This window comes from Pseudomarimonas arenosa (assembly GCF_014841215.1).
Classification (GTDB): Bacteria; Pseudomonadota; Gammaproteobacteria; order Xanthomonadales; family Xanthomonadaceae; genus Pseudomarimonas; species Pseudomarimonas arenosa.
This window is the reverse complement of the sequence record NZ_JACYTR010000049.1, coordinates 1-12818: the sequence shown is the minus strand read 5'-3', so window position 1 is coordinate 12818 and position 12818 is coordinate 1. Positions and strand designations below refer to the sequence as shown.

General features: G+C 63.6%; 9 protein-coding genes. 1 reads left to right on the top strand and 8 read right to left on the bottom strand.

What is annotated here, in order from left to right:
* Nucleotides 1-22: 22 nt before the first annotated feature.
* From IFO71_RS16585 to IFO71_RS16550, 8 genes are all read right to left on the bottom strand, one after another.
* Nucleotides 23-1048 (bottom strand): LacI family DNA-binding transcriptional regulator, encoded by a 1026-nt coding sequence (locus IFO71_RS16585; protein ID WP_192030781.1) that lies wholly within the window; start codon nt 1046-1048, stop codon nt 23-25.
* Nucleotides 1049-1208: 160 nt separating this feature from the next.
* The gene (gene eda, locus IFO71_RS16580) at nt 1209-1862 is read right to left on the bottom strand and encodes a bifunctional 4-hydroxy-2-oxoglutarate aldolase/2-dehydro-3-deoxy-phosphogluconate aldolase (RefSeq protein WP_192030780.1); all 654 of its coding nucleotides are present in this window, start codon (nt 1860-1862) and stop codon (nt 1209-1211) included.
* Nucleotides 1859-2860 carry a glucokinase gene (gene glk, locus IFO71_RS16575; RefSeq protein WP_192030779.1) on the bottom strand — a complete coding sequence of 334 codons (1002 nt, stop codon included), beginning with the start codon at nt 2858-2860 and terminating at the stop codon, nt 1859-1861. The genes eda and glk overlap by 4 nt, the downstream gene beginning before the upstream one ends.
* 4 nt (nt 2861-2864) lie before the next feature.
* Nucleotides 2865-4685 (bottom strand): phosphogluconate dehydratase, encoded by a 1821-nt coding sequence (gene edd / locus IFO71_RS16570; RefSeq protein ID WP_192030778.1) that lies wholly within the window; start codon nt 4683-4685, stop codon nt 2865-2867.
* A complete protein-coding gene (gene pgl / locus IFO71_RS16565) occupies nt 4685-5380 on the bottom strand; it encodes a 6-phosphogluconolactonase (RefSeq protein ID WP_192030777.1) in 696 nt (231 codons plus the stop codon). The genes edd and pgl overlap by 1 nt, the downstream gene beginning before the upstream one ends.
* A gap of 9 nt (nt 5381-5389) precedes the next feature.
* Nucleotides 5390-6856, bottom strand: coding sequence for a glucose-6-phosphate dehydrogenase (gene zwf, locus IFO71_RS16560; protein WP_192030776.1), 1467 nt, complete (start codon nt 6854-6856; stop codon nt 5390-5392).
* A gap of 408 nt (nt 6857-7264) precedes the next feature.
* The gene (locus tag IFO71_RS22520) at nt 7265-8830 is read right to left on the bottom strand and encodes a tetratricopeptide repeat-containing sulfotransferase family protein (protein WP_192030775.1); all 1566 of its coding nucleotides are present in this window, start codon (nt 8828-8830) and stop codon (nt 7265-7267) included.
* A 199-nt stretch (nt 8831-9029) separates the two neighbouring features.
* Complete coding sequence (locus tag IFO71_RS16550; RefSeq protein ID WP_192030774.1) at nt 9030-11459, bottom strand: TonB-dependent receptor; 2430 nt, start codon at nt 11457-11459, stop codon at nt 9030-9032.
* 332 nt (nt 11460-11791) lie between these two features.
* On the opposite strand from IFO71_RS16550, the gene IFO71_RS16545 reads away from it, so the two are divergent.
* The gene (locus tag IFO71_RS16545) at nt 11792-12637 is read left to right on the top strand and encodes a hypothetical protein (RefSeq protein ID WP_192030773.1); all 846 of its coding nucleotides are present in this window, start codon (nt 11792-11794) and stop codon (nt 12635-12637) included.
* Nucleotides 12638-12818 lie beyond the last annotated feature (181 nt).

Below are 12818 nucleotides of genomic sequence, written 5' to 3'. Positions count from 1 at the left end.
TTTCCTAGGCCCCTATCTGAAACTATGCACCGCAGGATTTCCTCACCACCACCTGCGCCGGCAGCACCTTGTTTTCGGCCGCTTCTTCACGAATCAGATTGAGCACTGACTCCACCAGGACTTCCCCCGCTCGGGTGGTGTCCTGCGACACCGTGGTCAGTGGCGGAATCGAATAGTTCGAAATCGGGATATTGTCGAAGCCGACCACGCTGACCTGCTGCGGTACAGCCAACCCCGCTTCGGCCAGGGCACGCAGGGCGCCGATGGCCAGCAAATCACTGGCAGCAAAGATTGCATCAAAGCGCTGCCCGCTGGCCAACAGAGTCTGCGCGGCTTGGTAACCGACCTGTTCGGTGGAATCCACGGCATCGATCTGCAGCATGGGGTCGAGCTTGATCTTGGCCCTCTTCAAGGCTTCGGCGTGTCCGCGGTAGCGATCGGCAAATTCCGGGCTGCCTTCCGACACATTGCCGATAAACCCGATGCGGCGGCGACCCAGCGAAAGCAGGTGTTCAGTGATGGAACGCCCTCCCTGGACATTGTCACAACCCACCGACAGCTCCGACTGCCCGGGCACCAACGAACCCCAGCGAACGAACTTGGTGCCTTGTTCGACCAGTTTCTGCAGCTTCGGCTTGGCCTTTACGTAGTCACCGTAGCCGAGCAGGATCAGGCCATCGGCCTTGTGGCTGTCCTGGTAGTCGGCGTGCCAGTCGTCGCTCAGCTGCTGGAACGAGACCAGCAGGTCGTAACCATGCCGGGCACAGGCGCGGGTGATCGAGCCCAGCATCGACAAGAAAAACGGATTGATCAGCGAGTCATCGGTGGTCGGATCTTCGAACAGCAACAGGGCCAGGGTCACCGAATGCTGGCGACGCAGATTCGAGGCGTTCTTGTCGACCTTGTAGTTGATCTCCTTGGCGATCTCCTGAATCCGCTTGCGGGTTTCCGGGCTGACCAGCGGACTGCCGCGCAGCGCCCTCGACACGGTGGACTGCGACACTCCGGCTCGATACGCGATATCGAACGAAGTCGGTTTGCCTTTCATGCGTCGCTGCCGCCCTGCATAGCCGGGAGATGAACTCCAACGAATTCGTTCTTTTCGCATAGGTTCGGCCCTCGGGTCCAGAGCGTTGCATGTTGCGGCGCAGCAAGATCGGCTTCGCGCCCTGCCCCTTCGAGCCAGGCTCGAAAGGGGAGCGGACAACCTAGCCGCGTAGCTTCGCCGCCTCTGCCGCCAAGCGGCCAATCGCGGCATAGTCGCCGTTGGCCAACGCCTCACTGGGCAGCATCCAGGAGCCACCAATGGTGACCACGTTGGACAGGGCGAGATAACTCGGCGCCTTGGCCAGATCAATGCCACCGGTGGGGCAGAACTTCGCCTGTGGAAACGGGCCGGCCAGGCTCTTCAGCGCAGCCACGCCGCCGGCCGCCTCGGCGGGAAAGAACTTGAACCGGCGATGGCCACGCTCCAGGCCGCGCATCAGTTCGCTGGCGCTGGCAATCGCCGGAATCAGCGGCACCGCAGCCAGTTCCGCCGCGTCGTAGAGCCGCTCGGTGGCACCGGGCGCGATGGCAAATTCGGCACCTTCTTCGGCCACGTTTTCCAGGTCGACGCCATTCAGCACGGTACCAGCACCGACACAGGCATCCGGCACCTCGGCGACGATGGCGCGAATGGCAGCCATCGCGACGTCGGTGCGCAGGGTGATCTCCAACACCGGCAGACCGGCCTCGACCAGGCAGCGCGCCAGTGGAACCGCCTGTTCCAGCCTGGCGATGCTGATGACCGGCACTACCGGGGCGCGAGCGAACACACCATCAACCGCCGCTGCGCGTGCTTCGATTGTCCAACGACTCATGCCATTCCCTCCTTGCAGATTTGATGCAGGGTGACCGCCGCGCCCAGCAAACCGGGATTGGGATGCGTGATCACATGGATGGCCACCGACTCCAGATAGGCGGCGAAACGCCCCTTGGCCAAGAAACGCTCGCGAAACGCGCTGGATCGCAGGAACGGCACGAAGCGCGGCACGATGCCGCCGGCAATCATCACCGTGCGTGCGCCATGCATCAGTGCGGTATCGCCGGCCACGCTGCCCAGCACGGCGCAGAATCGAGCCAGGGTTCGACGCGCCAGCAGGTCGTGGCCATCGAGCGCGGCGGCCACGATATCGGCCGGATCGCGCAGCGGATGTGGCTTGCCCAAGGGGCGTCCGGCCTCTTCACCGGATAGCGCGGCATGGATGTACGACAGACCCTGGCCGCACAGCAGGCGCTCGTTCGAGGTGCGGCCAAAGCGCGCGCTGATCCAGCGATCGATGCACAGCTCTTCCTCGCCCAGCGGGGCGAAACTGACGTGACCGCCCTCGGTTTCCACCACTTGCCAGTGATCATCGCTGCCCACCAACAAGGCCACACCGAGCCCGGTGCCCGGTCCGAGCACGCTGACCGGGCCCTGCAGACCGCCCTGCGAATCGCCATGCAAGGTATTCCGATCCGGCTGCGACAGATGCGGCACCGCCGCTGCCACCGCGCCGAAATCGTTCAGTACGCGCAAGAAGTCCAAGCCCAGCACAGCACGCAGTTCCGCCTGACTGAACGACCAGGCGCGATTGGTCAGGCGCACCTCGTCGCCCTGCACCGGGCTGGCCAAGGCCAACGCGGCACAGTGGGGACGCTGATCGATCTCGGCCAGATAGGCCTGCGCTGCGTGCTGCAGACTGGCGTAGTCGGCAGTGGGCAGGCTGCGCGGATACAGAATCTCCGCCCCGGGTCGGGCCAGGTCGGTGAGGCCAAAGCGGGCATTGGTGCCACCGATATCGGCAACCAAGCCGGGGTTCACCAACCTGGCCGTCATTCGCTCAACCCTCGGCAAACAGCGCGCAGGCGCCCTGCTCGGCACTGCCAGCCTGCTGCCGCATCAGCCCGAACAGTTCGCGGCCCAGGCCGCGATGGCTGGCCGATACATCCAGTTTCACCGGCTGACGAGACTGCCACTCGGCCTCATCCAGCTCGAGGTCAACGATGCCCTCGACCGCATCGATGATGATCCGATCGCCCTCGCGCAGTTTGGCTATCGGCCCACCGCACAAGGCCTCGGGGCTCAGGTGGATCGCCGCCAGCACCTTGCCGGAGGCACCCGACATACGGCCATCGGTGAGCAAGGCCACCTTCTGGCCACGATCCTGCAACAGCGACAGGGTTGGGGTGAGCTTGTGCAGCTCCGGCATGCCATTGGCGCGCGGGCCCTGGCCACGCACCACGGCAACGAAATCACCCAGCAGTTCGCCGGCCTTGAACGCCGCCAGCAAGGCATCCTGAGAATCGAAGATCTTCGCCGGCGCCACCAGACGCTGATGTTCGGCGGCCACCGCCGACACTTTCACCACCGCCCGGCCGAGACGTCCTTGCAGCCGACGCAATCCGCCCTCGACGGCGAACGGTTCGGCAGCCAGACGCACGATGTCCTTATCCAGTGGTTCCGCCGGAGGATCACGCCACTTCAGCTGGGTGCCCTCGAGATGAGGTTCCTGCGACTGCGCGCGCAGATCACCACCGTGCACGCAGGCGATATCGGCATGCAGCAGGCCGACATCGAGCAGCTCCCGCATTACCAGACCCAGGCCACCGGCGGCGTGGAAGTGATTCACGTCGGCGCTGCCATTGGGATAGACCCGGGCCAGCAATGGTGTGGCGCGTGACAGCTCGTCGAGATCGTCCCAGTCGATGCTCAGGCCTGCCGCCCGCGCCACCGCCACCAGGTGAATCGCGTGGTTGGTGGAACCGCCTGTTGCGGCCAGGCCGACCATGGCATTGACAATGGCCTTCTCGTTCAATGTTTCGGCCAAGGGCCGATACTGCTGACCAAGAGCGGTGTGCTGCAGCACCGTTTCGGTCGCCGCCACGGTGAGGGCATCGCGCAATGCAGTACCGGGATTGACGAAGGCGGTGCCGGGCACGTGCAGGCCCATCATTTCCAGCAGCATCTGGTTGGAATTGGCCGTGCCGTAAAAGGTGCAGGTGCCGGCGCCGTGATAGGAGGCCGACTCGGCAGCCAGCAGCTCGTCGCGGCTTGCCTTGCCTTCGGCATAGCGTTGTCGCACCGCAGCCTTTTCCTTGTTCGGCAAGCCTGAGGTCATTGGCCCGGCCGGCACGAAGATCACCGGCAGATGGCCGAAACTTAACGCGCCGATCAACAAGCCGGGCACGATCTTGTCGCACACGCCCAGCAGCAGCACGGCGTCGAATGCCTCATGCGACAGCGATACCGCGGTGGCCAGAGCGATGGTGTCGCGTGAGAACAGCGACAGCTCCATGCCATCGCGGCCCTGGGTCACGCCATCGCACATGGCCGGCACGCCGCCCGCCACCTGGGCGGTGGCACCCGCAGCACGGGCTGCGGCACGAATCAGGGTCGGGTAGTGTTCCATCGGCTGATGCGCCGACAGCATGTCGTTGTAGGCGGTGACGATGCCGAGATTGGCCACTCGCAGGCTGCTGAGACCGGGCTTGTCCGGGCCGGAGGCGGCGAAGGCATGCGCCAGGTTGCCGCAGCTCAGGCGCGAACGGGCTGTACTGCGCTCCTTGGCAGCACGCATGCGCCTGAGATAGTCCTCGCGCTGCGGCTGGCTGCGTTCGGCAATGCGCCGGGTTACACGCTCGATCACAGGATTGAGACTCATCATGGACTCCAGTGAATCGTCATGTTCAGGCCCGGCGCAAGGAAGGCGCTGATCGGTTGCCGATCCGGTTGCTGGCGACTGTTCGCATCGAACAGTACGTCACGTTTGACGGCGCCGCTGAGGGCGATGATGTGCTGGCGCGCATTCAACAGCCGCCGGCGCCCGAGGGTGATCCGGGCGTGCGGCGCCTCGGGTGGCAGGGGGTTGGGCGTGATGACAAAGGCATCCGCCTCAGCACGCAGATCCATGGCCGCTGACAGACCATCGGCAGCGGGGAACAAAGAGGCAGTGTGCGCGTCGCCGCCCATGCCCAGCAGCACCAGATCAAACGGTTGGGAAAGCTCGGCCAACACCTGATTGGCCCAGGCCGCCAAGGGTGGATACTCGGCCTTGGCCGGTACCAGTCGACAGAGGTTCAAGCCCCGCGCCGCCTGCATCGCATCAACGATTTCGTCCTCGTTGCGCAGCGGGTGACCGGCGTCGACCCAGCGCTCATCGGTAGCCAGGACAGTGACCTTGGACCAATCACGCTGTTGCCCGGCCAGTTTGCGGTAGGCGGGCATCGGCGTCCGCCCGCCGGCAAGCGCAATCAGCGCACGGCCGCGATCCAGCAAGGCTTGATCGATGGCCTGACCGATTTCAAAGGCCAGGCCATCGGCCATGGCTGCTGCATCGATGTGTTCAATCAGCTGCATCGCCCCACCTCATTCGCGCCAGGTGTGGCCATGGCGATCGGTCAGCGAAAAGGCGGCATTGGGGCCCCAGGTGCCGGCGGGGTAGCTCTTCGGCGCAGCACCACGATGCTGCCAGCCGTCCAGGATGTCATCGACCCAATGCCAGGCCGCCTCGACCTCATCGCGGCGAACGAACAGGGTGCCATTGCCCTCGATCGCATCCAGGTACAGACGCTCGTAGGCCAGACGCTTGCGATGATGGGCAAACTCCTGGTGAAGGTCGAGATCAAGCGCCACCTGTGACAGCTTGATGCCGCTGCGATCCAAGCCCGGCGTCTTGTTCATCATAAAGAGTTCGATGCGCTCTTCCGGCTGCAGTCGGATCACCAGCGCGTTCTGTTCGACGCTGGCACCGGCATTGGCAAAGATCGAGTGCGGCACGGCGCGAAACTGCAGATAGATTTCGGTGCAGCGCCGCGGCAGGCGCTTGCCGGTGCGCAGATAGAACGGCACGCCGGACCAGCGCCAGTTGTCGATATGGGCACGCAAGGCGACAAAGGTCTCTGTGCTACTGCTGCGACCGAGTTCTTCGGCATACCCCGGCACGGCCACGCCGCCAACCGCCCCCGAGACGTACTGCCCGGCAACGCTGTGGCTGGCCACCTCCTCGCGGCCGATGCCGCGCAACGAGCGCAGCACCTTGATCTTCTCGTTGCGTACCGCGCTGGGATCAAACTGCGATGGCGGCTCCATCGCCGTCAGGCAGACCAGCTGCAACAGATGATTCTGCACCATATCGCGCATCGCGCCCGAGCCGTCGTAGTAGTCAGCCCGTCCTTCCAAACCCACGGTTTCGGCGACGGTGATCTGCACTTGCTCGATGTGTCGCGAATTCCACAGCGGTTCGAACAGGGCATTGCCGAAGCGCAGCGCCAACAGGTTCTGCACGCCCTCCTTGCCAAGATAATGGTCGACGCGGAATACCCGATCTTCGTCGAACACCCGACCGACACCTTCATTCACATCCACTGACTCGCCGAAGTTGTGGCCGATGGGTTTCTCCAGCAGCACACGGGTGCCCTCGCCGTTCAGGCCGTGTCGACCCAGCGCCTCGCAGATGGAGACATAGAACTTCGGCGAGGTGGAGAGATGGAACACCACATCGCCGTCGCGCAGACTCTTGATTCGCCGCGCCAGCGCCTCGAACGAAGGCTCGTCGCCCAGCGCGGCCGGCTGGTAGCAGATTCGGCTCAGCAGATCGGCGATGGCGGCCGAATCGCGATCCTCGACCGCGATTCGCTGCTCCAGGCTGGCTGCCACCAGCGCTCGAAATCCATCCTCATCCAGCTCGCTGCGAGCCGTGCCAAGGATGCGGAAGTTCTTCGGCAGATAGCCGTCGCGGTGCAGGCCGTATAGCGAAGGCAGCAGCATTCGCTGGGCCAGATCACCGGTAGCACCGAAGATCACCATCAGGTTCGCAGGTTGCGCATGTAGCATCGAGTTCCACCGCCATAGCTGTGGCGCTGCGCACCAGCAATCAGTGGCAGCGCGGTCCTTCCCTAGGAATGGCCTGAGCAGATTCGTCCTGAATCTGCCAGACGACTGCGGTCGGCACCCGCCGAGTCGCAGTGCACCGATCAACGGTTACCCGTCAATCATCGCGACGCATCCTTGTGTCGCCGGAACCAACCCTTCGTACGAGACGAAGCGCCAGCGCCCGTTTGTGCTTGGTGTGTGCGTCCATGCACAACCGCAGCGTCGTGAGTCGGAGCTCGAGCAGCGTTCCGCTGGAGAACGCCGCGGCTCCCCTGTTCAGGGTAGCCTGATCGATGGGGAAACCTTAGCTGCATACGATTGCAGCTGCAGCGACGCTTGGCAAGCCCCGGCATGCGCGCCGCGCACCGATCAACGGGTCGGATCGACACCCTGACTGTGCAGCCAGTCGATCAGCGGCAGAAGTTGATCCTGATAGCGCTGCCAACGTCCGACGGCGCGCCGATACAGCGGCTCGCGCACCTGGGCTGAACTGGCCGTGGCCACCGGCGCTTGATTCTGATGAAAGTCGATGCAGCGCGGATCCCAGGGCAGGCCGACAAAGGCCAGCAGCCGGCGCGCTTGGGATTCGATGTCTTCCACCACCTGCTCGTAGTGCACTTCCATGAAGCGGTCGCCCAATTCGGCCCGCCAATGCGCGACCAGTCGATCGAAACCCAGCCAATAGCGCCCGCAATCGATCAAGTCATAGGCATAGTGGTAGTAGGTGAATCCGGTGGCGAACAGCTGGCGATAGTTGCTGAGGCAGGAATCCAAGGGATGCCGACGCAAGCAGATAATCCGCGCCTTGGGCAGGGCGGCCCGAATCACCCCGGCCAACACGACGTTCAGCGGCATCTTGTCGATGAAACGTGGTGTGTGACCGGTACGGGGGCGGGTGCTGTCGATATAGGATCTGCCTACCGCGGCGAGATCCAGATCAGCCGCTGCGCGCAGGGTCTCGGCGTCGAGCACATAGGGCGAGGCCGTTGCTGCGGCGCGCTTCAGCGCGGTAGCGAAGTGACTCAGCTCTCCAGCGGCAAAAACCTGCGGGTGCGAGGATAGAATCCGCTCCACCAGGGTGGTGCCGGTACGGGGCAGGCCGACGATGAAGATCGGCTCCTCGCTCGCATGACCCTGAGTGCGCGCCGCCAGACCGGCCGTCTCCATCGCCGCTGAAAATAGTTCGGCATCCAGCGCACAGCGATCGACCAGACCCGCCCGCTTGCGCGCCTTGCCGCGCTTCAACAAATCGAAACTTTCGCCGTAGCGCCCTTGATCTTCGCGCTGCTTGGCCAGGGCATGGCAGAGATGCAATTCGGCATCGGGATCGAGCTGCCCGTCCTCAAGCAACTGCTCAACCTGCTGTTCCTCTGCGGGCTGCAGGGATTGTCGGCTCACCTGGGCGAGCGCCGACCAGGCGCGATAGTGCCGGTCGTCCGCGGCCAAGGCGGCTCGATAGGCCTGCGCCGCAGCATCCAGATCACCGATGAACTGCAGTGCCGCGCCAAGGTTGTATTGGAACGAGGCGTTATGGGGCGCGCGTTCGACCGCAGCACGAAAGGCCGGCACCGCCTCGGCATGGGCACCGGCACGCACCAGCACCACGCCCAGAGTATCAAGTGTCAACGCATCGCCCGGCTGCAAGGCCAGGCCGGCATAGGCCGCTTCAACCGCGCGCCGTTGCTCCTGGATCGCCAGCAGGCTACGTCCCCACTGCGCATAGTATTCAGGCCTGGCCTCGGCCTTGATCGCCCGCTCGAAGACATCGCAGGCCTTGCGATGATTTTCGTGCGCCGCGGCGATCAGGCCCATGATGAACAGAGGCTCGGCTGCAGCGGGCTGCGTTTGCAAGGCGCGCAACGCCGCCTCATGCGCGGCGCGGTAGTCGCCGCGCTGCAAGGCCGCGTGAGCAGCCTTGATCAGTGCGGCGGTCACGCCCATACCAGGGCCAGAGATTCAACCGCAGCGAAATCAAACCACTGCCCTTCGACAAGCTCAGGGTGCGCAGGTCCCACTGCAACCCGCTCACTGAGCCCGTCGAAGTGAGCAAAGCCAAGGCGCGGCATGATTCGCTTCAAAGAATTCAACAGACGCCCTTCGACAAGCTCAGGGCGCGTTGCTGCGCACTCTGGCACTACAAGTCGAAGTAATAAACGAAATTGACGCCGATCTCGCGCGGCCGCAGTACATCATGGTAGTAGCGCCGCACCACCACCGGGTCGCCGTTTTCATCGGATACCGTCTGCGCATAGGGCCGGGACGATCGGGCACCGGTGCGGGCGAACTTGTCCAGCAGGTTCTCGGCATACAGCGTTACCGACCAGTTGATGCCATCCAGCACCAGGGAAGCGTTGTGCACGGCAAAGCCCGGCAGCTCCTCGCCATCGGCCCGATTGCCGGTGCGGGTGAATACGTCGCCAATTGCAGAAATACCGTAGTTGAAAGTTAAGTACTTCCCGTCCGACAGCTCGGTCAGGTGGCTGGCGAACAGATTGGCCTGATGCTTGGGCGAGCCAGGCAGGCGATCGCCAGCGCGGCCATCGACGTCGATGCGCGGGCTGAAGCCAGGCGGGATGATGGTGTTGAGCAGGGCCGGCGCATCTTCGGTGAGTTGAGCATTGGTGTAGGCATAGCTGCCACGCAGGCTCCAGTAGTCCGTCAGCAGCGCATTGAAGCTGACCTCGAGGCCCTGCGACTTTGCGCCTTCGCCATTCAGGGTGATTGGCAAGGCAGCGTTATCGGTGGTGCCGGCCAGCTGCGGATCATCCCAGTTGACGCGGAACAGGGCCGCGTTCAAGGTCAGGCGGCGATCGAGCAGACGCGACTTGATGCCGACTTCGTAGTTGGTGGTGCTGTCCGGGAAGAACTGCAGCTCATCCGGCAGTCCGCAGGCAATCTGGTTCGGCGGCAGCGGGTCGGGGCACGGCGCCACACCGTTGGAGTTGCCGATTCGATAGCCCTCACTGACGGTGAAATAGCCCATCACGTCGTCGTTGAACTGGTACGAGGTGTTGAACTTGAACAAGGTGCCATCGTCTTCCTGTCCACCGAGTTCGGGCTCGAGCAAGATCGAATCTGGCGGCGCGCCGTCGAACACCGAGCGGAACAGCGGGAAGTCGACCGCATCGGCAGTCTCCAGCTCATAGTCGTAGTAGCGAGCGCCCAGCGTGACCTGCCATTGGTCGGTGAACTGATAGGCGAATTCGCCGTACACGGCGCGCTCGGTCAGATCGGTGGAATTGGTGGAAAAGTACTCCAGGTTATCGGGTCGACCACCGCCCAGGTATTCGCTGTAGCCCGGGGTGAATTCCTTGCTGGAGGCGTCGCTTTCCAGACGGTTGTAGAACAGGCCGCCAATCCAGCTGAACGGACCATCGCCCTGCGAAACGAGGCGCAGTTCCTGGTTGAAGATCGTGTCTTCCTGCTCTTCGCGGGTGAAAGCCGAGAAGCTGGGGAAGGCTTCGTAGCTGTACTCGAGGGTGATCAGCAGGTCGGTCTGATCGCGCTGACCGACTTCGTCGTACTTCGAGTAGCCGGTGGCCGAAGTCAGCTCGGCAAAGCCGAGATCAGCACTGATCTCGAGGGCGGTCAGCTGATTCTCGCGATCATTGGGCTCAAGATAGCGATGCGCCGATTCATAACGCCCGGTTCCGGCGGCCACCTCGTGATTGATGGTGCGTGCGCCGTTTTGCTGATCCTGGAAATAGTAGGTGAGATTGGCGTCGATGATGTCGTTCGGCTTCAGGCGGAAGGCCAGCCGTGCCGACTGGATCTGTGCATCATCGGCATCCTTGCGGCGGGTCAGATCGCCAGCCACATTGGGGTTCGACACGCCCGGCTCAGGCACCAAGGAGTTGTAGTCGATGAAGCCCGGGTCATCGAGGTAGTCCAGGCTGCCGCGAAAGGCCAGCACGTCGTTGAATGGCAGGTTAAGGGTGGTGCCCAATTTGCCGCCAATGCCATCACTGTGCGAGAGCCCGTAAGCAGACCCGCGTACCTCAAGGGTGCTGGCACCGAACTCGGGACGCCGCGGGATATAGCGCACCGCACCACCCAGGGTGCCGGCTCCGTACAGGGTGCCTTGCGGCCCGAGCAGTACTTCGACGCGCTCCAGGTCTTCCATGCGCAAGTCGACATACAGCGGAATCTCGCCGATGTAGGTAGCCACCGTGCCACCGCTGCCATTGCCCAGCGCCTCGGAGGCGGCGACCGGATCGGCGTTCAAGCCGCGCACGATGATCTGATTGGACGAACGCCCGCCTTGATCCAGCACGAACAGGCCCGGCACCACCCGCCCCAGTTCGGACAAGCTGCCCACGCCCTGCTCGCGCAGGTTCTCGCCATCGATGGCTGAAATATTCAGGGGCACCTCCTGCACGCTCTTTGAGCGTCGGGTCGCGGTCACCACCAGCTCTTCCAGCTCCTTGGCCTTACGCGCCTCGGCTGCTTCGGCCTCGTCCTGCGCGAATACCATCGGCGACTGCATGGCCAGCAGGGCGGAAATGGACAGCGCCAAGGGCGCGCGCGTGAATCCTGACAACGGGGAACGACGCAGCTTGGGCATAGCAGACTCCTGTTCGATCAAGGCGAAAATCTCCCCCTCACGACGAGCACCGGCTGCGTGGCGCGAGGCTAGCCGAGTTTGGCCGTGAATTTGCCGTTAAGCAAGCCAACCAATGACCCATATCTGTGCCAAGCCAGGCGGTCTGCAAACAGTGCGCGGTTCACCACACCCACGCGGGACCGATCGCGCATTGTGGCGATTGATGGCACATCGGTGCGGCTAGGGTGCGGTTTGGCGCAGGGCCCCGATTCCCTTGCGCGACCCGTCCATTACTGATTGCGCTGAGCCGCTTCAGGATATAGGTTCGTCAGCCAGCTGTTGGGAGAATGGCAGTGTCGTTGAGAAAGCGTTTGGCCGAATTCGGCTTTGAGTCGAACGACGACTACGACTATTCGTTGCGCTGCCTGTTCGAAGCCAGCCTCGACCGCTTGCGCGTCATGCACGTCGATGGTCGAGGCGGACGGCGCAAGACGGCCTTTGCCAACGCCTTGGCTCATGCGCTTGAGTTCGACCACGTGCTCTACCATGACTTCAGTCGCCCCGAACCGGCGGAGCCAATGGCAGCCGTGCCCAGCGAGGACGGACAGCCCAGCGAACCGCCCTTGCCGGCCTTCGAACGGGTGTTGATCGAAGCCTGCGCCTATTCCGAGGCCGCCCGCACCATCCTTATCCTCGATCAGCTACAGGCAGCAGCATTTGCTGACCATGCGCGTCTGGTTCGCTTTGTCGACAGCGGCGAGTGGTCGGCGGGCAGCGCTTCGGTCAGCGCGCATGCGCGCAATTTTCTGCTCGCCCTGATCAGCGAGGAACCCTTGTATCACTCGCTGGCACGGCAGTGCTTTCGCATCTGGACCGATGCCGAGCGCGGGCCAATGGATTTCCGACCGGAGGACTTTGGCCTGCCCGAACACGCCCGCCCTCTGCTTGACGCGCTGGCGCAACTCTTCCAGGCCTGCGGCGCCGCACCGACCCTGGGCGAGGTCAGCAAGCTGCTCGCCGATCTACTGCAACGCGCCGGCAGCGAAGAGCACCTGCGCCAGTCGATGTACGGCTGGATCGAAGTCATCGATCGCCCACGCCTACAGGCCGCCACCACCCTGCCCTATCTACGCGCCGTGCTCGACGCCATGGAGGCCTTTATCGGCGCCGACCACGTGGAGCTGCAGGCGCCTGATTGAAGTTGAGCCCCGGGCACTGGCACCGATGTCGTTCGGCGCGGCGCACGACCGCAATCCCGCTAACAGCCTGTCGGACTTCGTCCCGCGAAACGCGATTTCGGTCGATCTTACCCAACGATCGATGGCGTCAGGTGGTTCTTCGATTCGGCAATCGGTCGGCCCTTCGCCGAATCGCTGAACG

Excerpts from the sequence above, each read along its gene's own strand:
- IFO71_RS16585 (WP_192030781.1), bottom strand. The coding sequence starts at position 1,048 with ATGAAAGGCAAACCGACTTCGTTCGATATCGCGTATCGAGCCGGAGTG.
- eda (WP_192030780.1), bottom strand. The coding sequence starts at position 1,862 with ATGAGTCGTTGGACAATCGAAGCACGCGCAGCGGCGGTTGATGGTGTG.
- glk (WP_192030779.1), bottom strand. The coding sequence starts at position 2,860 with ATGACGGCCAGGTTGGTGAACCCCGGCTTGGTTGCCGATATCGGTGGC.
- edd (WP_192030778.1), bottom strand. The coding sequence starts at position 4,685 with ATGAGTCTCAATCCTGTGATCGAGCGTGTAACCCGGCGCATTGCCGAA.
- pgl (WP_192030777.1), bottom strand. The coding sequence starts at position 5,380 with ATGCAGCTGATTGAACACATCGATGCAGCAGCCATGGCCGATGGCCTG.
- zwf (WP_192030776.1), bottom strand. The coding sequence starts at position 6,856 with ATGCTACATGCGCAACCTGCGAACCTGATGGTGATCTTCGGTGCTACC.
- IFO71_RS16550 (WP_192030774.1), bottom strand. The coding sequence starts at position 11,459 with ATGCCCAAGCTGCGTCGTTCCCCGTTGTCAGGATTCACGCGCGCGCCC.